The organism is Pseudoalteromonas sp. R3, assembly GCF_004014715.1.
Taxonomy (GTDB): Bacteria; Pseudomonadota; Gammaproteobacteria; order Enterobacterales; family Alteromonadaceae; genus Pseudoalteromonas.
On the sequence record NZ_CP034835.1, the window covers coordinates 95,405 to 119,913 of the forward strand.

Annotated in this window: 20 protein-coding genes and 1 pseudogene; 4 read left to right on the plus strand and 17 right to left on the minus strand. The window is 49.4% G+C overall.

Going from position 1 to position 24,509, the window contains the following annotated elements; translation table 11 throughout:
- Window positions 1-180 precede the first annotated feature (180 nt).
- Window positions 181-363, plus strand: a complete 183-nt coding sequence (locus tag ELR70_RS05305) for a hypothetical protein (RefSeq protein ID WP_054017367.1) — start codon at window positions 181-183, stop codon at window positions 361-363.
- Window positions 364-456: 93 nt separating this feature from the next.
- Here ELR70_RS05305 and ELR70_RS05310 read toward each other — a convergent pair whose 3' ends face one another.
- Complete coding sequence (locus tag ELR70_RS05310) at window positions 457-906, minus strand: cytochrome c (RefSeq protein WP_054017368.1); 450 nt, start codon at window positions 904-906, stop codon at window positions 457-459.
- Between the two features lie 365 nt (window positions 907-1,271).
- Between ELR70_RS05310 and ELR70_RS05315 the strand changes: the two genes are divergently transcribed.
- A complete protein-coding gene (locus ELR70_RS05315) occupies window positions 1,272-5,324 on the plus strand; it encodes a S8 family serine peptidase (protein WP_054017369.1) in 4,053 nt (1,350 codons plus the stop codon).
- Between the two features lie 502 nt (window positions 5,325-5,826).
- On the opposite strand, the gene ELR70_RS05320 is transcribed toward ELR70_RS05315, so the two are convergent.
- Window positions 5,827-6,291, minus strand: coding sequence for a DUF2721 domain-containing protein (locus tag ELR70_RS05320; RefSeq protein WP_054017370.1), 465 nt, complete (start codon window positions 6,289-6,291; stop codon window positions 5,827-5,829).
- Window positions 6,291-6,794, minus strand: coding sequence for a TlpA disulfide reductase family protein (locus ELR70_RS05325; RefSeq protein ID WP_054017371.1), 504 nt, complete (start codon window positions 6,792-6,794; stop codon window positions 6,291-6,293). The genes ELR70_RS05320 and ELR70_RS05325 overlap by 1 nt, the downstream gene beginning before the upstream one ends.
- A 302-nt stretch (window positions 6,795-7,096) precedes the next feature.
- Between ELR70_RS05325 and ELR70_RS05335 the strand changes: the two genes are divergently transcribed.
- Window positions 7,097-7,522: a YqaA family protein gene (locus tag ELR70_RS05335; RefSeq protein WP_054017372.1), complete on the plus strand. Its 426-nt coding sequence runs from the start codon at window positions 7,097-7,099 to the stop codon at window positions 7,520-7,522.
- Window positions 7,523-7,538: 16 nt separating this feature from the next.
- Here ELR70_RS05335 and folX read toward each other — a convergent pair whose 3' ends face one another.
- The 7 genes and pseudogenes from folX to ELR70_RS25335 form a co-directional block, all read right to left on the minus strand.
- Entirely contained in the window at window positions 7,539-7,904 is a 366-nt protein-coding gene (gene folX, locus ELR70_RS05340) for a dihydroneopterin triphosphate 2'-epimerase (RefSeq protein ID WP_054017373.1), read from the minus strand.
- A 9-nt stretch (window positions 7,905-7,913) separates the two neighbouring features.
- Window positions 7,914-8,468: a GTP cyclohydrolase I FolE gene (gene folE / locus ELR70_RS05345; RefSeq protein ID WP_054017374.1), complete on the minus strand. Its 555-nt coding sequence runs from the start codon at window positions 8,466-8,468 to the stop codon at window positions 7,914-7,916.
- Window positions 8,469-8,503: 35 nt separating this feature from the next.
- A complete protein-coding gene (folM, locus tag ELR70_RS05350) occupies window positions 8,504-9,211 on the minus strand; it encodes a dihydromonapterin reductase (protein WP_054017375.1) in 708 nt (235 codons plus the stop codon).
- Between the two features lie 147 nt (window positions 9,212-9,358).
- Window positions 9,359-10,195 (minus strand): ammonia-dependent NAD(+) synthetase, encoded by an 837-nt coding sequence (nadE, locus tag ELR70_RS05355; protein WP_054017376.1) that lies wholly within the window; start codon window positions 10,193-10,195, stop codon window positions 9,359-9,361.
- Window positions 10,196-10,306: 111 nt separating this feature from the next.
- A pseudogene (locus ELR70_RS05360) lies at window positions 10,307-10,923 on the minus strand (YceH family protein).
- A 130-nt stretch (window positions 10,924-11,053) separates the two neighbouring features.
- The gene (locus ELR70_RS05365; RefSeq protein WP_241566353.1) at window positions 11,054-13,564 is read right to left on the minus strand and encodes an ATP-binding protein; all 2,511 of its coding nucleotides are present in this window, start codon (window positions 13,562-13,564) and stop codon (window positions 11,054-11,056) included.
- The gene (locus tag ELR70_RS25335) at window positions 13,561-14,313 is read right to left on the minus strand and encodes a CHASE domain-containing protein (protein ID WP_241566354.1); all 753 of its coding nucleotides are present in this window, start codon (window positions 14,311-14,313) and stop codon (window positions 13,561-13,563) included. The genes ELR70_RS05365 and ELR70_RS25335 overlap by 4 nt, the downstream gene beginning before the upstream one ends.
- A gap of 339 nt (window positions 14,314-14,652) precedes the next feature.
- Between ELR70_RS25335 and ELR70_RS05370 the strand changes: the two genes are divergently transcribed.
- Complete coding sequence (locus ELR70_RS05370; RefSeq protein WP_054017379.1) at window positions 14,653-16,944, plus strand: penicillin acylase family protein; 2,292 nt, start codon at window positions 14,653-14,655, stop codon at window positions 16,942-16,944.
- Here the strand turns inward: ELR70_RS05370 and ELR70_RS05375 are convergent.
- The 7 genes from ELR70_RS05375 to ELR70_RS05405 form a co-directional block, all read right to left on the minus strand.
- The gene (locus ELR70_RS05375) at window positions 16,941-17,993 is read right to left on the minus strand and encodes a GGDEF domain-containing protein (RefSeq protein ID WP_235577145.1); all 1,053 of its coding nucleotides are present in this window, start codon (window positions 17,991-17,993) and stop codon (window positions 16,941-16,943) included. The genes ELR70_RS05370 and ELR70_RS05375 overlap by 4 nt on opposite strands.
- Before the next feature lie 88 nt (window positions 17,994-18,081).
- The gene (locus ELR70_RS05380; RefSeq protein WP_054017380.1) at window positions 18,082-18,954 is read right to left on the minus strand and encodes a multidrug transporter; all 873 of its coding nucleotides are present in this window, start codon (window positions 18,952-18,954) and stop codon (window positions 18,082-18,084) included.
- Window positions 18,955-19,148: 194 nt separating this feature from the next.
- On the minus strand, window positions 19,149-19,853 hold the full coding sequence (locus ELR70_RS05385) for an RNA pseudouridine synthase (RefSeq protein WP_128064522.1): 705 nt from the start codon (window positions 19,851-19,853) through the stop codon (window positions 19,149-19,151).
- A 31-nt stretch (window positions 19,854-19,884) separates the two neighbouring features.
- Entirely contained in the window at window positions 19,885-21,018 is a 1,134-nt protein-coding gene (locus tag ELR70_RS05390; protein ID WP_054017382.1) for a retropepsin-like aspartic protease, read from the minus strand.
- Between the two features lie 6 nt (window positions 21,019-21,024).
- Window positions 21,025-21,906 (minus strand): SDR family oxidoreductase, encoded by an 882-nt coding sequence (locus tag ELR70_RS05395; RefSeq protein WP_054017383.1) that lies wholly within the window; start codon window positions 21,904-21,906, stop codon window positions 21,025-21,027.
- Between the two features lie 257 nt (window positions 21,907-22,163).
- The gene (locus tag ELR70_RS05400; RefSeq protein WP_054017384.1) at window positions 22,164-23,663 is read right to left on the minus strand and encodes a peptide MFS transporter; all 1,500 of its coding nucleotides are present in this window, start codon (window positions 23,661-23,663) and stop codon (window positions 22,164-22,166) included.
- A 115-nt stretch (window positions 23,664-23,778) separates the two neighbouring features.
- Entirely contained in the window at window positions 23,779-24,483 is a 705-nt protein-coding gene (locus ELR70_RS05405) for an HAD-IA family hydrolase (RefSeq protein ID WP_054017385.1), read from the minus strand.
- Window positions 24,484-24,509 lie beyond the last annotated feature (26 nt).

Genomic DNA, 24,509 nt, shown 5'->3' on the forward strand with positions numbered 1-24,509 from the left:
AAAAGTGGTGCTTTTGACTAGTGTGTTTTTTGCGCAAACACATAATAAAAAATTTTTATCGTATAGATAAAAATGTCTTGCTTTTCAGCGCCTGAATTTAGCGCTAAATACTATTCTTAAGCAGGCCATCATTGCATGAACTGCCGGACTAATTAGCGAATTTAAGTTTTGGAGCTTATCGTGGGTAAAACATTTTCCTATGATCCGTTAGATGAAGATTATGAAGACGACTTTGGCTCGTTAGACAAAGAGTTGCAGGCCCAGCAAAAGAAGCGGGTGAAGCGTCGTCTGGATGATTACTTGGAACAAAAACGCCTGAAGCGTAATCTGGGAGAGGATGATCTAGATTTCTTAGATGATTGAGCTTGTATGCAGGTAACCCCGGTTCGCGGTACGTTTACCTTGTTTAAGCGTTAAATGATAAGGCAGCATTCGCTGCCTTACTTGTGTTGATTGTTAATCTTTGAACGAGTTGTGACAGTCTTTGCAGCCCTTCGCCCAGTTTTTAAATGCTGCACCAATGACTTTCTTATCGCCCGACTCCGCCGCTACAGCTAGCTTTTGAGCATAATCTGCGAATGCCTGTGCTTTACTGTCAAAGGTTGCTCTGTCAGACCAGATAGCTGGCAGGGCATCTGTTGCGCCTTTATCTGAACCCGCCGGGAATGCTTCCCATGGCATGGCAGACAACTGGGCTGCATTGTTCGCACGTTGTTTAAAGCGTTCTGCATCAAACGGCACTTTGCCTTTAAGCATGTCGCCCATATCCCCAATCTGGTAACGGATCAGCTGAAACGCTGCTTTACGGTATTCAATTGCATCTTCCGGCTTTTCGAATATTGAATTTGCCTGAACATTCAAAGACAGCCCAGTTAACAGGCTTGTTAATAAAAGTGTGATTCTCATTTCGACCCCTCATAAAAAAAAACTGACTCTGTTCTAAGGCTTTATAAAAGATATTGCAAGTCTCTTAGACGAGATTGGAATTCTGAACTAGATTAGATAGTCGGTTTGTGTGTATTTTGTTCATTACGTTTTACAAACTCATCAATGTGACAACATGATGATGGGTTGGTTTACGTTTGTTTACAGTTTCAAATTTCTTTATAAACATGGAGTTATGATGTGTCATGTGATTTGCTTGCAAAATTTGTAACTTCTTTGTTTGTTTAATATTGTAATTAACCGTGAAGTCACATTATATTGATGAGCGAATCTACTCTCTAAAATTAAAAGAAACATCATTTCAACAACAAGTCCTAGGGGAAACTATGGCCAAGTATTCATTTAAAGCCACCGCGGTAGCAACAGCTGTCTCTGGTGCATTGATGGCAGCATCTGCCACGGCTGCAACGCAGCTTCCAGCAGCTCCTGCTTCTTTGAAAGTACAAGCTGAAGCAATCGGCAACCCGCAACAGGAAAGAGCAGAAGCGTTCCTAGTTGTTCTGAAGCAATCTACAGCGGTTGACCTGATGTCTGAGGGCACGTACAGCGCTGAAGCTGCGAAACAAACTTTCTCATCAGTGCAGCAAGCTCAGTTCCAGATGAAAGAGCAAATGCGTGCACTAGACCCGCGAGTGAAAATCCTAGGCTCAACGAAAGTATTGGCCTCAACACTGATCGTACAAGCGTCTGATGATGCATTAAAGGCGCTTAGCAAAAACGCAATGGTTGACCGTATTCTTCCGCTGCGTGAAGACCGTTTGTTTGTTGAAGCAAGCTCTGACTATATCGGTGCTACTAAAGTACGTAACGATTTAGACGTAACAGGTAAAGGTGTTCGTGTTGCTGTACTGGATACTGGTATCGACTACACACACAAAGTATTCAATGAAGCGGCTGGTACGCTGGATGACTATAAAGCGGCTGCTGAAGATCCAACAACAGTAAGCTGGCCACAAGGTATGGTTGTAGGTGGTTACGACCACATGCGTGATGACCCTGATCCGATTGAAGACGATCCTACGTACCGCCCGGAAGCTGATGAGCTGTCTGACCACGGTACACACGTATCTCACGACTTAACTGGTATTGCTCCAGACGTTGAACTTTACGTTTACTCTGTATGTGGCGGCGGTTGTCCTTTCGATGCGCAGGTAAAAGCACTTGAGTCAGCAATGGATCCAAATGGTGACGGCGACATCAGTGACCGCGTAGATCTGATGAACATGTCGCTGGGTGGTGAGTTCGGTGATACTGATGTTTCTTCTGGTACAGGCTACCTGATCCACCGTGCTGTTAAGCTAGGCACAAACATGATTATCTCTGCCGGTAACGATGATGATGTTCCGTTCCGTGTAGGTGGCCCAAGTACAACGCCTAACGCACTGTCTGTAGCTTCTTTGACGCACCCAACTTTTGAGCGTCTGTTCGGTGACGCAAGTGTTGCTGGTGAAGCAACGATTGTTCAGCCTGCAAGCTTTGGCCCTCAGGTTGCATTCGAATTTAATCAAGACACTGCAGAGCTGGTTTACCCTGAAGCAAATCAAAACGGTTGTGACCTTGCCGACGAAGCGAACCCGTTCGCAGACATGGACTTTACTGGTAAAGCGGTACTTATCGACCGTGGTGCTTGTGCCTTCACTCAAAAAGTATTGAATGCTCAAGAGCGTGGCGCAGTATTTGTATTTATTGCGAACAACAACGATGACGGCACGCCGGCACCTATGGGTGGTAGCGACGATAACGTGACTATCCCGTCAGCAGGTCTGAACTTCGCAGCAGGTGCAAAACTTAAAGAACAAATGAAAGATGGCGGTAAAGCCACTTACAGTGTTTCTGGTGTTGTTAAAGCGTCTCCTGGTGGCGTATCTGACTTCTCATCACGTGGTCCTTCAATGGACGGCCTGCTGAAGCCTGAAATTGCGGCTCCGGGTTCAAACATCCTGGCTGCGGCTCCGGGTACGGGTGATCAACTACACCGTAAGTCTGGTACTTCAATGTCTGGTCCTATCACAGCTGGTGCACTGGCGCTAGTGAGAGAAGCGCGTCCTGAGCTTAGTGCTCTGGAAGTTAAAGCGATTCTGATGAATACCGCTGACCTGAACATCACAGTTGAATCAACAAACGTAAACCCTGATTCACCGTTGGCGCCTATCAGCCGCATCGGTGCTGGTCTGGTTGACGTTGAAAAAGCCATTGCGTCTCCGGTTGCAGCTTGGGTAGACCTGCCTGAGTTTGACACCAAGCAAGCAGCCCTGTCTTTCGGTGCTAAGCGCCTTTCTGAGACACAAACTTATACTAAGTCTGTAGTACTACGTAACTACTCGAACGAAGATCGTACGTATAACCTACGTATGGACCACCGTTATCAGAACGATGTGGATTCAGGTGCTGTAACGTTCGAACATCCTGCAAAGGTTGTTGTACCTGCGGGTCAGACAATTCTGATTGACGTTGAAATGACCATTGATCCAAACAAGCTACCTGAGTTTGGCATCATGAACCCGTTCGACAACGATGAACTGGCGAAAAATGTTGAAGCGCTAGACCTGGCTGAGTACGACGGTGCGTTAATCTTTGATGATGAAGCAACAGAAGGCGACCACGACCTACACGTTGTATACCACGTACTACCAAAAGCTGCAGAAGAAGCTGAATTCAGCATCGAAGCGGGTGAGCAAATGTCATCGCTGATGGTTGAGAATACCGGTGCTGTGGCTATCTCTGGTACAGCTGAGCAAGTTGTATTGACCAGCGAAGATGATGACCGTCGCTTTGACATCAAAGCAGTGACTACGGCTGCGTTCCTGAACGACAACTGTGACTCTGGTATTTCGACTACTTTCTCACTGCAGTTACAAGAAGGCATTAACCACCTGCGTCAGGCTGGCTACCGTCTTGAGTTCGACTTCAACAACGATGGTGTTGCTGACAAGTTCATGACAAAACTGAACGATACCGGTAATAACCCTGCTGTACGTGGTCGTAGCCGTACACTGATTGGTTCAATCGTCAATGGCGATGACCAGTGGGAGTGGGGTACACCTATGCTGCACGAGTCTGGTGAAGACACAGTGACCTTCACTGCGTGTTCTAACCTGTTAGGTCTGAGTGCAGATATGGTTGGCATGCCAATTGGTGTTGAGGCATTCGTTGGTGAAGCTCACTGGCAGTCTGGTATCTACGGTACGCCAATGGATTCAGCACGCGGCGGCTTCATCTTCGGTATGAACCCAACTGTGACACTGAAAGACGGTGAAGGCGAAGCGCTGAAAGAACTGGCTCCAGGTGCAAAAGCAACTGTTGAGTTCGATATGCCATTTGCATTCACATCAACTGCGAGCACAAACGTAATGGCAGTTGTTCCGGGTGACCTGGACGTACCTGCACTACCTGAGCTGGTTGTTGAAGGTGACCTGAGCGTGAGCGAAAACGCTGACCCAATGCCTGTTGCCACTGTGAGCTTCGGTGATGAGTCTCCTGCGTTCCCAATTCTGGGCTACCGTCTGGATGGCATGTATGCGGACAGCTTCGCTATCGACAACAAAGGTGTTATCTCTCTGGTAAGCTCTGAGTACCTGGACGTTGAGATGGGTGTTGAGAGCGTAGAGCTGAAAGTAATGGCGATGGACACTATGGGTTCTTCGACTATGACTGACATTGAAATCGAAGTGACCAATGAGCATGACGAAATGCCAGTGGTTGCGCACGGTCAAACGTTCAGCATGATGGACGGTGCTCCAGCGGGTACTGTGGTTGGCATGCTTGACTACTCTGTCTTTGAAAGCGCAGCTGACGGCATTGTTGGCGGTGAAGTAGAAGGCACTGACCTGTTCGAAATCAACGAGAAAGGTGAGTTGGTAACAACAGCCGAAATCAACCAGCTGGCAGTACCAAGCTACACGTTCAAAGTGATGGTTGAAGACAGCGTAGGTCTGAAGTCTGAGATGGTTGAAGTCACTGTTGATGTAGTACTTAATCCTTCACTACACGCACCAGTGGTTGACCACGGTCAAATCTTCTCTGTAACAGAGAACGCTCAGCTGGGTACTGTTATCGGCAGACTGGCTTACTCTGACCCAGATGCAGACGTATCACCTGTGACTGAGTTCATCGTAACTGGTACCAACCTGTTCACTGTTGACGCTGATGGCGCCATCCGTGTGAGCGGTGAAATTGACTTCGAATTCGAAAAAGAAGTTAGCTTCCAGGTTCAGGCGAAAGACTCTGCACAATTTGTATCAGAGGTTGTAACTGTACGTGTTAACGTGACTAACGTAACCGGTGGTGATGACAATGATGACGACGATTCAGGTTCACTGGCTTGGTTGACGTTACTTGCAGCACCGTTTGCAGCACTACGTCGCCGTAAGCGTAAGTAAGCAACTAACTAAGTATTAGTTGAAAAACCGCTCCGGGTTCGCCCGGGGCGGTTTTTTTTATATGTGTCCCTTAATAAAACAGGACGCTGATTATGAACTGGATGAAGGCGCTACTCTGAGTGTGGCATGCGATACGGATTGCTATCACAAGGAGGTCGCCTGACAATTTAGGGAGCGGGTGTCGGCTCAATGAAAGAGGTGATGGCTGGGGCGGTCGCTCAGACTGGCGCTTCAGTCTGAGCAATTCAATGACAGCTTTTGAGCCAATACACGCAGAATGTTTGACTGTGCGGTTACACCAATGCGTCTAACATGATTATGTATTATACCAATTGCACTTAATACATGTTCGATTTGACGGAGCAAATATGGCGCTAACGGCGTTAAAAATTTCTTATTTAGAACAACTTAATAGCAAAGTTTTTGCCTTGTTATCGACCCTGTTTTCTCGCCTCAAAATAGAACACTTAATTAAGCAAATTGGTATTAATACGGATTGGCATTAGTCGCCAATATCTTTAAAGATCATGCCCCGGCGCATACTGCGAGTGGCGAGAAAGACTTCGGCCAGCAATGCGACAAATGCGCAGATCAATAACAACATGGCACCAATAAAACAGCTTGAGAGGGTAACACCCAATGACAGCGTGTACAGGTGAGAGACAAATAACACCATAACGACGGCGCAGACCAGTAAAGCAGACAGAACACTCATACTAAACGCGACGTGAATACAGCGAGAGCGTTTGAGCAGGGTGCGCATTTCGCGGGTAAGGTGGCTTTTGAGCTCTTCATCCTGGCTATTGTTTAGCTTACGATCGAGCAACCTGGCGCGGTCGGTGATGCGTGCCAGGCGATTCGATAATACACCTAATGTCGCCGCGATACCGGTGATCAAAAACACCGGTGCTACGGCAGTTTGGATCACCTTGGCCATGGTCAGTATACTGACAACATCTGTACTCATTACCAGCGAACCTGCTCGATAATGCCGGGCTGCTCACCAATGAGTGTTTTGACCACCTTGTTGTGCTCATCCAGTAGAATAAGACGCGGGATCCCTTTATTTGCGTAGTGCTGATAAATTTGTCTATCCGGGTCTGCAACCAGTGTAAAGTCCACTGAGAATGACTCACGAAATGCTTTGAGTGTTTTGTCGTCTTCTTCCCGGCCAATGGCTACGACCTGAAGTGTGGGATCTGCCAGTAGGTTAGAGGCTTTCAATTCAGTTAAGGTTCGCCGGGAATCAGAGCACCAGGTGGCGAACAGGATGACCAGCTTTTTGCCCTGTGCTAACTGCACAGGTTGCCCATCAATATCGGTCAGCTGAGTATGTTTGAACAGCTCCCCGGACTGGATATAGGTTTCATAGCCATTGCTGTGAGGAGCGGGACTGGGTGTAGCATTACAGGCACTAAGTTGAGCGCCGAGTGCGACAACTAAAGAGGCCATTGCGAGACGTTTTATCATTATTATGGTCCTTGCGTTACAATACGTTCATTAATGCGTATTTTTCAGGTGAGCGCAAGTTTCAGCGGTGTATCCGCTTGCCCTCTTCAGAAACAGACCAACTCAGAATTACACCAATTTGCTTAATTAAGTGTTCTATTTTGAGGCGAGAAAACAGGGTCGATAACAAGGCAAAAATTTTGCTATTTAGTTGCTCTAAATAAGAAATTTTTAACGCCGTTAGCGCCATATTTGCTCCTTCAAATTGAACAGGTATTAAGTGAAATTGGTTTCACACAGGCCATTGGTAGACACCCATTATTATGTTGTATGCTTCGTTGTTTTTATCTGCCTTTATTTCCGCTACTTTGCTACCGGCTTCTTCGGAGCTGTTGTTGTCAGGACTGGTTGTGCAGCGACAAGGAGATTTATGGGGTTTATGGCTAAGTGCAACAGCGGGTAATGTGCTGGGCAGTGTGGTCAATTACTATTTGGGAACGGCTGTTAGCAGGTTTGAAGGGCGGCGCTGGTTTCCGGTTTCCAGACAGGCAATGGATAAAGCGCAAAGACAGTTTCAAAAATATGGCACCTTGAGCTTGTTGTTTGCCTGGTTACCCATAGTTGGCGACCCATTGACCCTGATTGCTGGGGTATTTCGGGTTCGCTTTGGGCTTTTTTTGTTACTGGTGTTTTTAGGTAAAGGCTTACGCTATGCCGTGGTGATAGGACTGGCAGCGGGGTTAGTGTAAACCGCTGCCAGAGAGATCATGCTGGTTTACGCCACTCCAGCGTTAAGGAGACTGAATCGGCAAAACGCAGTGCATGTGGCTTATCGACTCTTACTTTGGCATAACTAACATCCGGATGCTGGTGGCATTCAGTTAAAATGTCTGCAACCAGCTTTTCCAGCAAAAGAAAGTGGCCGTCTTCCACTTTGGCGATCACGGCTTTGGTGATGGTTTTGTAGTTCAGCGCATGGCCCACTTCATCATGAAATAAGCATTCCGCATCAGCGGGGTAATGGATCTCGATATTGATCACAACGTCCTGCTTTTTCTCTCTCTCCTCGGGATTGAAACCGATGAAAGTGCGTAACCTTAGATTGGTAATATTGATGATCGCCGTGTGCATAAGCGGTCCTTAGCGTTTTAGTAGTTGTAAGAATTCATTGCGGGTTTTGGCGTCTTCACGAAAGTTACCCAGCATGACTGAAGTACGCATCTGTGAATTTTGTTTTTCAACCCCACGCATCATCATGCACATGTGTTTGGCTTCGATCACCACGCCCACACCGCGGGCTCCGGTAACCTCTTCAACTGCCTGTGCAATCTGATGGGTTAATTGTTCCTGGATTTGAAAGCGGCGCGCGTACATATCCACAATACGTGCAAACTTAGATAAGCCTAACACCTTGCCATTGGGGATGTAAGCGATGTGCGCGCGACCAACAAATGGCAGCAGGTGATGTTCACACATTGAATAAAGCTCAATGTCCTGGATGAGGACCATGTCATCAGCATCCGAACTAAACACGGCATTGTTGGTCACATCACTTAGCTCCTGGCGATAGCCCTGAGTCAGGTATTCCATGGCCTTGGCTGCACGTTTCGGGGTATCAAGCAGCCCTTCACGATCTTTGTCCTCGCCAACGGCGGTGATAATTTGCTGGAAACTGCTTTTTAATTCTTCATGCATAATAAAACTCACTGTAGTTGATTCGCTCAGGCCTGCTATTTCAGGTGGCGGCCTCCGTCAACGGCCAAGGTGCGACCGGTGATGTAATTACTTTTACGCAGCAACTCGACGGCGTCGATCACTTCTCGACAGCCCGGCTCAATGCCCATGATGGATTTTTTCAGTGTCTTGGCCTTATATTCTTCGCTGTCATCCTCGTTGAAAATGATCAGCGACGGTGCCACTGAATTGACCTTAATCTTAGGTGCATACTTGGCGGCAAAAGAGCGACTGAGATTATCCAGTGCCGCTTTACTGGCGGCATAAGCAATGTGTTTCGGACTGCCTTTCTCGACTACATAATCTGTGATGTGAATGATATCGGCCGTGCCTTGATGATTTTCCAGCAAAGGTGCCAGCCCCAAATTAAGCAGATAAGGGACCTTGGCATGTATGTGCATCATGGTATCGAATAGTGCATCGTGATCTGGATTACTTGCTTCACAATCCCAACTCGATGCATTGTGTATCACTGCGCTTAACGCGTTGGTATGTTGCTGGACTTGTGCAATCAGAGTTGTAATGGCATCCGGCTGATTAAAGTCGGCCTGTATGCAAGTCACACCTTGTTCAATCAACGTATCGATGATCGGATGTTTTGTGCGATATGTCATGATCACGGGGATGTCTTCAGCAATAAAGTGCTGAACCATCGCCAGTCCTACGCGTTGTGCGGCTCCGGTAATCAAAATCGGCGATGTCATTGGCATGTATCCTTCTTTGCAGATTTAACGAGTAAAGTGCGTTTTAGGGCGCGCAAGTAGAGAGCGCCCGAGTTAAGACCCGCGTTGTGCGTCTGGCCTTGTACGTGAGATAACGCAGACCAGATCACAGGGTGTTACGTCTGTCACTTATTCACTGTCGTAAATGGTGGGGATAGGTTGACGCTTGTGTTGTGTTTTCTGATAAATGCCGATGAGTAGTTGCTCAACATCCAGACTGACAGGTTTGCCCTCCAGGAAGTCATCAATGTCATCATAGCTCAGGCCTAGTGCTTCCTCATCAGCAAGCCCCGGGCGATCGCATTCCAGATCGGCAGTTGGGGTTTTATGCACCAGAGACTGTGGGGCACCCAGATAGTCGGCTAACGCCCTTACCTGTCGTTTGGAAAGGCCAAACAGAGGCGCCAGGTCGCAGGCGCCATCGCCAAATTTGGTATAAAAGCCGGTGATATTTTCTGCGCTATGGTCGGTCCCGACCACCAGGCCTCGTGTCAGGCCGGCGATTTCATACTGTGCAACCATACGCTGTCTGGCTTTGACATTGCCTTTGACAAAATCAACCAGGGTTGCATTGGGCACTGTGGTGTCACTGTCTTGCATAGCCTGAAGTGCCTGTTCGTGCATAGCATCAGCAGCCGCTTTGATATTAACAGTTAAGCGTTTGCTGGGTTGAATAAATTCCAGCGCCTGCTGCGCCTCTTCTTCGTCAGCTTGAGTGCCGTATGGCAGGCGCATGGCAATAAACTGATAACCCTGACAACCTTGCTCGGCATTCAGCTCGTCAATTGCCAGCTGACACAAACGGCCACAGGTTGAGGAGTCAACACCCCCACTGATCCCCAAAACCAGACTATGGCAATGGGCTGAAATCAGCGTCTGTTTAATAAACTGAACACGTCGGGCGACTTCCGCCGCGACATCAATGGTAGGCTGAACTTTCATTTCAGCGATGATCGCTTCACGCATGGGGTTTCCTCTTACCACCCGTATTCTACGGCTGGTCCAATTATGTCTGATTGTTCTAAGTTTACTTTAATTTGTTACAGATTAGATCTGTTTCTTGCACTGAGCTGTTTTTCACAGACCCAGATGTTGCTTGATGGTTTGCAGCTCCTGCTTGAGCTGATCGATTTCCAGCAGCAGTTCATCCAGATTCACGCTTGGTTCTGAAGCACTCACCTCCGTTTGTTCGTAATCCTCTGGGTTGCCAAACAGGTGCTGGTAGCGTGATTCTCGTTTGCCGGGCTCTCGGGCCAGGCGCATGGCGAGTTCTTGTTGTTGCAGCTCATTCAGTGCAGTTTCTACTTCGCCAACCGTCGCAAACTCTGCTAGTCGGCCACTGCGAGTGCGTAATTCTCCGGGGTCTGGGGGCCGCGTAATAACAACAAGCAGACAATGGCGCGTTGTTGTTCGGTCAGTTTCAGGCTGCCAAATTCGCTGTTGCAAAAGCGGTGTTGATATTTGTTTACCCTGCCGGATAGCCCTTCGTCACAAACGACGATGCGCTTTTGTTCAAGCTGAGCCAGGGTGTCCAGTACGTCAGACTCGGTCAGAGACATCACCGGCTCCCGGTTCGATTTCTGATTACACGCATTGGTCAGTGCATTGAGTGAGAGTGGGTACTGATCTGGCGTTGTCGTTTGCTTTTCCAGCAGACAGCCAATGATCCGCTGTTCGATCTTGGATAAATTCATATCTTTTCCCTAGTAGATGTGCTGCTGGTAGTGTGCAGCAGATCAGGTTTTTTCATGACTTTACTCTATGCGATTTGAACGGCCTTGCATAGTGGCCTCAGGTGAATGACGTGTACTTTTGTCAGCCTTATCAGCAGGTTTTGGCTTCATCGACCCAGCGCTGCAACATTTTACTCAGTGCATTGAAATTGATGGGCTTGCTAAGGTAGGCGTCCATACCGGCTGCCAGACACTTTTCTTCGTCACCTTCCATGGCATTCGCTGTCAGCGCAATGATAGGTGTTTGCTGATGTTGCTCGCCGGCAATGCCTGCACGGATCTCTTTGGTGGCAGTGTAGCCATCCATCTCGGGCATTTGGCAATCCATGAGAATGATAGCATAGGGCTCTTCTCGTACTTTGAGGTGGCCAATCGCCGCCAGGCCATTGTGTGCGCAGGTGACATGGGCACCCAGTTTCTCAAGCAATGTGGTTGCAACGGTTTGGTTAATCTTGTTGTCTTCTACAAGCAGGATATCGACATCCAGGCAGACGTCTTCGGCGACTTTTGCGGCAATCGGTTCTTTGCGTTTCACTAATGATAAAGCATTGGCCGGGGTCAGGGGCGCAAGCAGTAGGTTATTGGATGAAAACTGAGGGAAGGCTTCGGTTTCCTGCATCGTGTGGCACAACAGAGCATAGTTGAGCTGCTTTACTTTTATCAGCTTTATCAGGCTCTGTATGTCTGAGTCCGGCGAGCGGCTAAGCACTTGTGTGGCAATGATCAGAGCGGGCTTATGTGATTCTTTGGTGTTGTAAAACTCCAGCATTTGCGCCACGTTCTCAAAGTGCTCGGTTGGGATATGCCAGGCATCGAGCATATGCCGTGCAGCCAGATCAGAGGGCGAGTGCGCATCAATAACAAACAGGCTGTCATTTTTGGCGTCCAGCGCCCGGATTGGTTGTGGATCGCTGAGCTCAATATAAAACGTAAAGGTGCTGCCAATACTGGGTTTACTGTATGCATTGAGAGCGCCCCCCATGAGTTCGCACAACTGTCTGGCTATGGTGAGCCCAAGCCCAGTGCCACCAAACTTGCGCGTAGTGGAAGGATCGGCCTGTGTAAAAGAATCAAAAATTTTACTCAGCTGTTGCTTGCTGATCCCTATGCCCGTGTCTTCTACACTGCACCACAAGCGAGACTGGTCGCTGGTGCGCTCGGTATAGCATGTCAGAGTCACCTTACCGCCTTCGGTAAACTTGACGGCATTGCTGAGCAGGTTGTTGAGCACTTGCTTGAGCCTGTGCGGATCTGTCTTAGCATACTGATATTGCATATTACGACTATCGATAAAGAGCTCTGTTTGCTGGTCATTGGCTCGTGGCGCAAAGGCTGCAAAACAGTCACTGATAATTTGGATCAGGTCGCATTCAATTTGCTCAATATTCAGTTTTCCAGCTTCAATTTTAGAGAAATCCAGAATGTCGTTGATAATAGTGAGCAGTGATTCTGCCGAGCTTTGAGCAAGCGACAGGTTGCGCTGTTGGGTGTCGGTGAGTTGCGAATTGCCAAGTATCTCCAGCATGCCAATAATGCCGTTCATCGGGGTGCGGATCTCGTGGCTCATACTGGCCAGAAAATCAGCCTTAATTTTGGCAGACTGTTCGGCCAGCTCTTTTTCTATAACGGCTTTGCGTTTAGCCTGCTGCTGCTGTTGCCCGCTGAACAAACTGGCCAACATAGCGGCAATGGCATGTACAAAGCGTCTGTCACTGTCTGTCCAGTCCGGGTAAGGATCACCGTATTCTGTGCAGAGTATCCCGCACACAGCGCCGCGATGCAGAATGGGCGTGATGAGCATCGCTTCAACTTCAAACGGGTCAAGGTATTGGTCGGCCAGAGGCCGGGTGATCGGGTGTTTGGTTGCTGTACTTGCTTCTATAACTTGTTTGCTGAGTACCGCAGAAAACAGCCCTGGCAAGGTCGCCTTACGCCATGGAGGGAAATGCTGAAGGCTGTCTCTTCGGGTATTGCTGAAACAGGTTGGGTAAAGCAGAGAGTGATCGTCACTGAGCAGCCAAATACTGGCGCGCGACGCGCGAGCGGCCTGGCAAACGGCGTCGGTACACAATTCCTGGGCGCGATCGGTGTGATTATTAAGTATGGCTTCATGGGTACTGAGTTGTGCTAGTAGCTCATTATTTCTGGCCACTTTTTCATGCTCTATTGCCATTAGCTTGCGATCATTGATGTTTTGCACTGAACCAAATACCTGAGAGGTCCAGCCATTGTGCTGTTTTGCCTGAGCTTTGATAAATACCCAGCATTCCTGACCTTTGTGTGGTTGGACAATGAATTCATCTTCAAAGGGTTTGCCATATTTGATCGCCTGAGTCATATGATCCTGAAACTTCTTGCGATGGGGCCCCTCTTTGAAAAACTCGGTACTACTCATCCAGGTAGGTTGATAGTGTGATGGTACGGCAAAGATTTGGCGTGTTACATCCGACAACGTGATGTGATGAGACGCCAGGTCAACCGACCAGGCTCCCACTTTGGCCAGCGAGCCCATATTGGTCAACGCATTGGTTTTATTTTTTAGTTCCGAAAGCAAGCGTGTGTAAAATGAAAACGCGCAAAAGAAGAATACAACTATAGTCAATAATGCCAGTCGAAAAGGCCATAAGGCCGCAGATGAGGCCTTCCACCATAGCGCGGAGCTGCGTACATCACCCAGCTACCTGATGGCACATGAATGGTGAATGCCAATGGGTTGTGCTCCTGAATGGTGGGTGAGCCATAGAAATACTCACCGCTGTCACCCAGACCATTTCGGCCCTGAATCGCTATCAGATAGTCGCCTTCTAGTTTGTTCAGTGATACTTGCTCATACAGTTTGGGCATATCTATAACGACCGAAAGAAGTCCCCAGAAACTGTCTTTGTCAACATACACGGGGACCCGTGCGATCAACGCCGTACCGCCCTGAATGAGCTCTAACGGACCTGCCAGAACGATATTGCGAGTGTCTCTGGCTTTAATTGCGTCTTTTTTTTGTTGTGGGTGGGTGAGGTAATTGAGCCCAATGGCTTTGTCATTTCCTTCGAGTGGATACACCATTTGCAGCACCATATCCGGTGCTGCCCCCACATTACGTAATACTTGACTGGTCTCGAACAAGGGAGCCGCAAAGCGTTCAAACTGCGCCTGATCCAAGTTTGGTTGAGGCGCTAAGGCAATAGCGAGTCCTCGAACCAGCTGGATATTGGCAGCCAATGTGCCTTCTATCTGAGTACGATAAACATTCAGCTCTTCATATGTGCGGTTTTTCTCAACCTCTATCAGACGGCGTTCGTTGATGCCATCGATGTACCAGCCAGCTGCCAGGATCACCAATAAAAGTGCCCCCACTATAAAGCGGGTTAAAAAAGCTTTCCTTGACGACAGCACGTGTATGGTCTGCATGTAAACGTGAAAAAGTATCCTTGAATCATTTAACTATAGTTGTCTGTATGAAAACTCGCCAAGACCCGAGGTAATTTATGCCTAAAAATCCTGTCGATGCTGATAGCACTCGTGCTGTGACTTAGCGCACGAACTGAAGTGATTGTTGTGGTGGTGCTTTTTTATCGCCGGCAAGGATATGTCTCAATGGGGAGTCACAGACTTGTCATGCAATACGATAATGCAATCCGGAATATTTAGCGCTAAGCTGGCTAGGTCATTAATCACTCATAATAAGGAGAGAGTATGCTGACTTGGTTAAGACGTACTGTGGCGACCCTGGTTTTGCTGGTACTGGCTGCCAGTGCGGTCGTGTACGGGATCTTATCATTGAGCTTGCCTGCGCTCGACGGGCAGGGCCAATCAACGGCGATAAGCGCACCGCTGGCGCTGGAGCGTGATGCGTTGGGTCAAAGTGTGATCACCGCGCAGAATCGTGATGATGCCGCGTATGCGCTGGGTTTTGCACATGGTCAGGATCGCTTCTTTCAGATGGATTTGTTGCGTCGAAATGCCGCAGGAGAGCTGAGTGAATTATTTGGAGAAGCGGCCATTGAGCTTGATAAGCGTTTACGATTTCACCAGTTTCGTGCGCTCAGCCAGACTATCTTGCAGCAACTGCCTCAGTCAGATCAAACCTTGCTTGCACGTTATTCTCAGGGGGTGAATGAAGGGCAAGCACAAAGCGGTGTGAAGGGGTTTGAATATCTTTTGTTAGGCGCAGATGTCAGACCCTGGCAACCAGAAGACAGCCTGTTGGTTATTTTTAGTATGTACCTGGATTTACAAGAAAGTACCTTAAAGCGAGATGAGTCACTTATTTTGGTTGAGTCTTTACTTGGTAAAGAAATGGTGGATTTTATTATTCAGCCTAGCAATTACCAGGCTGCGCTTGATGGGAGTGAAGTCCATATAAATGATGTTTTAATACCTCAAATAGGCGACATAGCTCAACTTGACGTATTACGTAATATTGAGGAGCTGCCGCTTTATGGCAGCAATAACTGGGCTGTGACCGGGAAGCATACTGATACAGGGGCAGCAATGCTTTCGGATGATATGCATCTGGGTCTGAACGCTCCGGCTATTTGGTATAGGGCACAACTTAATTACAATACAGCTACCGGTAATCCCGTGCAGGTATCTGGTGTTACTTTGCCAGGGGCACCCGCAATTGTCGTAGGCAGTAATAATCATATTGCCTGGGGATTTACGAATGGTTACCTGGATACCGCTGACTGGATCAAGCTTGACCCTCACAGTGACAGAACCTGGCAGGTTACTGAAGTGTTGCGATTACCGGGTGGTAAGAGTCGAGAATTTGCCCTGACATTGAGTAACTACGGACCAGTTAAGCAGATCCACGGCGAAGCGTATGCATTAAGCTGGGTGGCACATCGGGATTACGCGGTTAATCTTGGTTTGACTGGGCTGGAACAAGCCATGTCCGTTGATGACGCATTGCTGCGGGCTGAGCATATCGCTATTCCGGTTCAGAATATGGTGGTTGTCGATGCGCTCGGAAATGCGGCATGGCGCCCGACAGGTGCAGTGCCGGCCCGACAGTCCCCCAGTGATTTGGCCGTTACCAGTCAGGATTACAGCGCGGATTGGCAGCATAATGAAGCGCACCGTCCGGTCGTGAAAAATCCCGCGGATGGTAAGATCTGGACTGCTAACTCCCGGGTTGTATCGGCACAACAGCACCAACGATTTGGTGATGGGGGCTACGCACTGGGGGCTCGGGCTCAGCAGATCCGCGACCGGCTGATGGCACAATCACAGTTTAACGAAGCCGACTTTATGCGCCTGCAACTCGATAACGAGGCACGCTTTCTGATGCCCTGGCACCAGCTGTTGAGCGAGTTATTGCACAGCCGCAAAGCGCACTATTCACGTGACCTTGCATATTTGGCTGACTGGCAGGCATGTGCCTGTCCGGAATCAGTCGGTTATACACTGGTCAGACGGTTCCGTGATCAGACTATCGACGTGTTGTTTTCCCCGGTGGAAAATACTCTGCAACAGGCTGACGGGAGCTTGTCGCCTCTTAAACGATACCTTGAGCCAGCCGTGTGGCAGTTGATATCTCAGCAACCTTCACAGTGGCTGCAAAAATACAGTGACTGGGACGCACTGTTATTTGCAGCATATGAGGCGGCCAAAGTGCAATTGCGCGAGTCTGAGGGGAGCGAAATGGCAGCATGGCAATGGGGGCGGGTGAATCAACTTGAAGTCAAACACCCATTTAGCCGGCAGATCCCACTGCTTAGTGGTTTGCTCGATATGCCAGTGGTGGCAGGGTTTGGTGACAGCTATATGCCAGCAGTACAAAAACCCGCATTTGGCGCTTCCCAACGCTTTATTGCCCAGCCAGGGCATCTTGATAAAGCGATCATGAGTGTTGCTGGTGGCCAAAGTGGCCATCCTTTATCGCCGTTTTATCGGGCTGGTTTTAGTGGTTATGCACAAGGTGAAGCGGTTCCCTTGTTACCGGGTAAAATTAGCCACCGCATTACCTTTACCCCCGCGAACTAACTGGACTGGGCCGTTGTCACGCGATTGCGGCCCAGCGCCTTGCTGGTATACAGCGCGTCATCGGCTAATTGTAATGCCACTGAAAAGGGCAGGGCGGTGTGCCACAGGGCCACTCCGAAGCTCATGGTTGCAGTGAGCTCATTGCCGTTGAACTTTTGTCTCTCAAGTGTTTGGCGCAGTGTTTCCAGACGATGCACTGCTTGCTCCAGGTTGCAGTCGACCAGCACTAACAGAAACTCTTCCCCACCCCACCTCACGGCAATATCTTGATCAGTTACATGTTTATGCAGAATATCTGAAACGGTTTGCAGGACTTCGTCGCCCATATCATGACCAAGCTGGTCATTGATTTGTTTGAAATGATCCAGGTCGGCCATTACGACACATAGAGGCTGATCATTGTGCGCACAACTGGCATGAGCTCTTAAGATCAACTCTTTTGCATAACGGCGATTAAACAAGTTAGTGAGTGGATCTCTTGCGGCCAGAGTTGCCAGCTGCCGACGCTGAATAAAGGTGCTTTCGCGTATCTGTCCAATGACGTAAATCATGGGCAGGCCGCAGATGAATACATTGATAAAGTGGATGGGACGGGCGTAGTCGCGAAATACAAAGGTGGTATTGACCGTGTCGTAAAGCTCAAACAAGACTGCAAATAACACAATCAAGCTTAAAGACAGGGTAATCGCGAGTCGCAGTTTCAGTTGCATATCCAGTAATAACATGCAGGCTATGGTCCACAGGTAATACTGAAAACCATAGTCCATTCCAAGCGTAGCGCAGACCAGAACTGAATGCGCGGTCACCTCAATACAAAACACCCTGAGGGCCAGATGACTGTGCCCCTGGTTGAGCAGATAAATACCCGCAGCCCAGGCCGCAACGCTGGCGATATTGGCGATAGCCAGAATATAAACATGGCTATACCAGAAGGCAAAAATAAACAGCAAATGTAAGCATAGACAGTAGTAAGCGACCTGCTTAAACAGTTTCACTTTGACCAGTTCAACCTCGTCAGGCTGACTATAAAAATGTTGTGCAATCGGCACGTAAGGCACTCAGTCATAATTGTTGCGATATCTTCAGTATAGGAAGTGCTAGCTATTTTTCCCCGAAAATTTACTTTAGACCATGGACCTAGCCCATCATTACTAAAATGGCAGCGAGTGCGATAAGCAGTAGTCCCAGAGTATCACGCCTGGCAACGGGGGCTTTTAACCACCAAAAAGCAATGGCCAGAGTAAAGAAGACCTCAATCTGGCCAAGCGTTTTGACATAGGCCACATGTTGCAGGCTCATGGCACTAAACCAGCCAATAGATCCGATACAGCTGGTAAGACTGATGGCACTGGTCAGTCTGCGTTGCTGCCACAACGTATGCCAGGCGTCTTGTTCCGCATAACTCAGGTAGCCAGCCAATAGTAAGGTCTGGCAAGAAAGCACCAATAACAGCACCCAGGCAGCGCTATGGGGAAAGGGTAACCCGGTGGCGAGACTGGCTTCTCTGACCCACAATGAGGTCAGCGCAAACGCGCCACCGCAGGCGAGTCCTAGCAGTGCGGTGGAGGGGGCAAAGTGGCGCAACGTCACGCCGCTGAGCAACAGGACAGCCACACCACCGAGCAGAACGCCAAGCCAGCCCAGTGGACTGAGATGTGAACCAAAAAAAGCCATTCCCAATACTGCTGCAAGCAAGGCTTCGCTTTTAGCCAGGCCCACACCGACGGCATAGTTGTTGCGTTTGAATAGCATCACCATCAGTCCGGTGGCAATGATCTGCATGACACTGGCACCCAGTACATAGCTGATTAATGATGGCGTTATGGTCAGCATCGGAACTACCTGCCATTGGTACAGACCAAGCAGGTAAAGAGCTGCCATCGGTGTGGCAAGCAAAAAGCGGGCAAGTGTCACACTGGCCACACTGGCATGTTCACTGAGGCGACTTTGCAGTGCATTACGCCAGGCCTGACTAAATGCGGCCAGACAGGTAAACGCTATCCACTCCATAGGGTATGAACTCTGATGATATCGGAACACAGAAACTAACTGGGCAAAGTGCGAATTACCAGTGCCTTGAAAAATATTCAGGATAACAGGGAGAAGTAGTGGTGCGACAATATGCCGCAGTGCGTTGCTATCAGCAGCTCGCTATACTGTTACCCGATGCTACTTTTACCGCCCAGTATGTTGGTTGGGCGGTACTATTTTTTCTTTTCTTCTAACACCAGCTGCGTGAACGGGATAGGCTGATATTGCCCCGGTGCCAGGACTTCAGCATTCAGTACCAGGTTAGCAATGCGTGTCCGATATAAATCGATCACCCGATAGCCGCAATACCTTGCCATTTTGCGGATCTGGCGATTCATCCCCTGCTTCAAGACAATAGTAAAGGTGTCCTCTGTGAGCGGTTCTACCAAGCATGCTTGCGTCATCACGCCATCGACGGGGACACCTGCGCTCATACGGGTGCAAAACTGCGCATCAAATGGCCTGTCGACGACGACACGATATTCTTTTTCCTGGTGGTGATCGGGGTGAATGAGACGGTTGCATAGCTCACCGTCATTGGTGAGCAGCAACAGTCCGCGACTGTCTTTATCCAGGCGACCAATGGGATAGACTCGCGAACCTGGCGGGAGGTGATGGATCAGACTACTCGGATCGTCCGCGCGCAATTTGCAATCAATGCCCACAGGTTTGTGGTACAGATACAATTGTTTAGGGGCCGGGCCGGTGACCGGTGTACCACTGACGGTAATATGGTCGGCATCGGTAACATGATCAATGTGATTTGCCGGGTGACCGTTTACTCTGACTTCTGCTGCGTCGATCAGCCGAGAGGCCTGACGGCGTGAACAGACGCCACAGTGGCTCAGGTATTTGGCTAGGCGCATTGGCTGCATAATTGAGATAGCTTGGGAGCAAAAACTCAGTATATCAAGGTTGACTACGAGGACGCAAAATCAGCACTGCATTACGTTGGTCAATGTCAAAGTCAAAGTGGCGTAGGAAGTTCATACCCAGTAGCCCCGGGCCAGCACGCATCTCATTCATGACTGCAAACTGCATGGGGCCTCTGAGCTGGTCACCTACCTGCATGTGCTCACTTTGATAGAACTCGACATTAGCCAAACCATTAGCCGTTGACACTGTTCTGGTATCGAGATATTCAACAGCCTGATCCAGCGCGGCAAATTGCTGCTGGGTCAGTGAGGTCACGCTGGCTCCGGTGTCGATCATCAGCTCGATGGTACTGCCTGCCAGCTGAGCTTCAAGCACAAAGTGACTGCCCAGACGGCGCAGCGGCACATGTGTGGCCCCCTGTTGCAGTGCCTGAGCCTGATTGTAAAGGGCTTCCACATCCTGGTGGTGGCGCAATGTATCGTTTGCCTGTGCAATCAAAAACAGCGCTTCTGTAGGTTGCAGCAACGCCAGATGCGCTTCTATCTGGTGCGTCAGTAATGCCAGCATTTGCGGTTTTTCATCGTACCAGGGGGCTGCAAGCATCAGTAGTTCATGCCATTTCTGTTGCTGTTTCAGTTCGACCAGGCGTGGTACCAGCAAGTCATCAATCAGAGTTTGCCAGCGAGAGTACGCGGGGTTGCTTTGGTAGGCGACCATCAATCGTGTGAGCGCTTCATCGGGCTGTTGCAGTGACTGGTAAAGGCGAATTTCAAGGCGCTGTACCACAAGCGCCTGTGGATCAATCCTGAGGTAACCCTGCACCAAAGCTAACTGGGCAAACAGCTGAGACTCGCTGCTCTGATCAAGGTGTGCATTGATCCATTGCCACCACTGTTTGGCATGGCGGGTTGTTGCCCCAGGGTGAGTCTGGTGTGTCTGTAACAGATAAGCCAGCGCCTGTTCATAGTGTCCCTGCTGAAATGCCTGCTGGGCTTGGGTAAGTGAGACGGGTATTCGGTCTGAGCTGGTGCGTGAAATGGGAGCCGGCACAGCAGATGATGGGACTTTGGCATCGGCAAGAGCCGCTGTTGATGATTGATAAAGTTGCCAGCCCAGATAAGCATTCAGTGCCAAAGAAAGGCTCAGAAGCGCAGAGTGCACCCGCATAATGTATTACCCCTGCAAATGTTGGTAAAGCGTGTCAGCTATCGCACCAGCAAAGTCTCGGCGGTGTGCTATACCCAGTGCGTGTAAACGGGTGTCTTTTAGAGCGCAGTTGTGGGGGCGAGCCGCACTTTGTGAGGGCTCTGGTAAAGCGACAATGTTTGCCCTTTCTAACCCCAGCACGGATGCCATGGTCAGCGCCATCTGATACTTGGTCAGTGCCTGAGTATCTGACACATGATAAATTCCCCCCAAATGCGCTTTTGGTAATGCAATCAGATCTGCCAATGTCAGCGCTATGTCTTCAACATGAGTAGGGTAGCGGATCGCCCAGTCGTCATGGGCACTGCACGGATCAGATTTAAGTTGCTCGGCTATCACTGTTACCGCGGATTCTGCCAGATATTCGACATCCCCATACAGGACAGGCACGCGGATAACGCAATGTGTGTCATCGCTCGAAAGTACGGCCTGTTCAGCTTGTTGTTTGCTCTGCCCATAAAAATTAAGCGGATTGGTCGTGGCTTGTTCGATGTAAGGAGGCTCTGCACCATCAAAAACATAATCGGTGCTGATGAAAAACAATCTGATACCACGCTGAGTGCACTGTTTTGCCAGGTGTTCACTGGCAGCGACATTCAGAGCGAGTGTTTGTTCGTGGTCGTTTTCACAGACATCGGGCTTGCGCTCTGCGGCGGCATGGATGAGTACGTCCGGCACGTATTTATCCAAAAAAGCGCAGACGGCCTCTTTGTCAGATAAGTCCAGAGACACCTGTGGCGGGGTTGCCCGGCGAAATCCACAGCCAATAATGTGGTAATGTGCTTCTAATGTTTTGACAAGCGCGCGCCCCAGTAATCCTGTGGCACCGGTAATGGCGATGGTTTGCATACTGCCTCCATTGTGTATCTGGCTTTTCTATGTAGGAAAGTTTATTTGAAGACTGCTGACATCAGGCTTAACTTTCCATTGCATACTATGTTGCTTCTGTTGCCACTGTCACATTGGTGAGACTGGTGGCAGCAGCTTTGCCAGCTTACCCAAATTCCAGACGGTGTCCAGATGGAAACCTTGATTTTTCCAGCCTGGGGCGCCCAACCAGGGCACCTGCTGATGGGGTAAGGGCCGGTTTAATCGGCCCTGGAACATTAAGCGGTTTGTTGCTGACCCTGGCCTTCCCAGATTTTGGCACGTAAGCCAAACAGGCCAACCAGGATCCCCACGCCGATACAAAACAGGCTAATTTGAAGATATAAGTTTGGCATTTGCTCGACGTTTTCCGGATCGAAATTTCCTGCCAGCAACCCTGAGATGATGTTGCCTATCGAGTAGGTTAAAACGAACACGCCCATCATCTGACCGGCAAACCGCTTAGGAGACAGTTTGCTCACCGCACTCAGGGCCACCGGGCTCAGGCATAGTTCACCGACGGTATGCAGGAAGTAGGTGGTTACCAGCCACATAGGAGCAACTTTGAGACCCTGAGCTGCATATTGGGCGGCGAAGAACATAACAATGAAACCACTGGCCATGATCACCAGCCCAATCGCGCATTTTACTGTGTATGAGGGGGAGATCATGCGTTTTGCCAGGTTGATCCAAAGTGCTGCGAAGAATGGGGACAGTACAATAATAAAAAAGGAGTTCGTGGACTGAAACCAGGCTGTCGGAATCGTAAAGCCGCCAAGCAGTCGGTCGGTATAATCTCTGGCAAACAGATTCAATGAAGAACCGGCCTGCTCAAACCCAGACCAGAAGCAGGCTGAGGCCACACAGACCAGAAACAGTGCCCACATCTTGCGCTTTTCATCATGTTCCAGATTGCCCGCAAAATAAATAAATCCGTAATAGGCTAAAAAGATAAGGGTAAAAGCGATTGCGACGTACTGGGCGACGACAACCGGATTGATGACCAGCACACCTGTATAGGTCAATGCAACGATACCGGCTACGGCGGCAATAACGGCAATAATGACCGACCAGGCTTTGCGGGCATTCTCAGGTGACAGAGGGCTGCTGGGCTGATCGCCAACATGGGCAATATAACCGAGTGTTTTACGATACTGGATCAGGCCAACACCCATACCGACTGCGGCAGCACCAAATGCCCAGTGCCAGCCCAGGTTTTCCATAAAGTACCCGCAGATGGTGTAGCCGAGTACGGAGCCCACATTGATCCCCATGTAGTACAAGGCATAGCCGCCGTCACGGCGCTCATCTTCATCGCGGTAAAGCTGACCAACCATGGCACTGATATTCGGCTTCAGCAGGCCGGTACCCGCTGCAACCAGGATCAGACCGATAAAAAAGGTCTCCTGAGCTGGAATGGCCAGTACAATATGACCGCACATAATGATAATACCGCCATACCAGACTGTGCGCTGACCGCCCAGCAGGCGGTCAGCTATCCAGCCTCCGGGCAACCCCAGAAAGTACACCGCACCTGTGTATAATCCGTAGATAGCGGCAGCCGCTGCAACGGTGAACTCAAGGCCCTCTTCTTGTAAAGAAGCGGTCATAAAAAGCACCAAGAGTGCGCGCATGCCGTAGTAGCTCATTCGCTCCCACATTTCAGTGAAATAAAGCGTAGATAAACCTTTGGGATGGCCAAAAAACCCCGTATCAAGATGAGTATCCTGCGATGACATAATAGACTTCCGATTGTTGTTTTATTATACGAAAGTCTTATTAGTACGTGATTTGTTAAAAGTTTGCAACAGAAGTGGGGCCACCTGTGGTCGGGAGCACAACCGGCGTATAGTGTTAAGTGAGCAATAACGACAGGGCATGAATATCGCAGATTTCAATATCTGCCAGCCCCTGATAACGATACCGGATCCCCTGATTATTGAGCCACACACTGCGGCAACCCGCCAGGTTTGCGCCTTGCACGTCGGTGTCCAGGCTGTCACCAATATGCAGTAACTGATGAGGTGCCACATTACAGTGCTGGCAGGCTGCATCAAACAGATCTGCATGGGGTTTGGCGCGGCCATCTCTGCCGGCCATCAGTACCTGCTCAAACTGACCTGCAAGGTTAAATCGCTCGACTTCGACATTACCATTGGTGATGGCGATCAGCCGGAACCGTGTTCTCAGGCTTGCCAGCAGATTAAGCACAGAGTCATCAACGACAATCTGACTGCGTGCTGTTGCAAACGCCTGGTAGGCGGCTTCGGCATGTGCCTCTGTGTCAGCTGGGCTGAAGCCGACTTGCTGCAAACCATAGCGCAATGCCACCTGACGCCAGCGGGTAACGTCATTGGTCAATTCAGGGTGCTGAAGTGCAACCTGTTTACGGCATTTGAGCCAAAATTCTGACCCCTGAGCACGCCAGGGCGATAATGCATCGACGTAGTCGTTCATGGCCTGAACCGCAGCGGCGATGACTGGATGGTTGTTATACAAAGTATCATCCAGGTCGAAGCTCAGAACCTGGATCTCATCAATGGCACGGTTAAAACGCATAACATGTCTCTTTGCTGAAAGTCTAC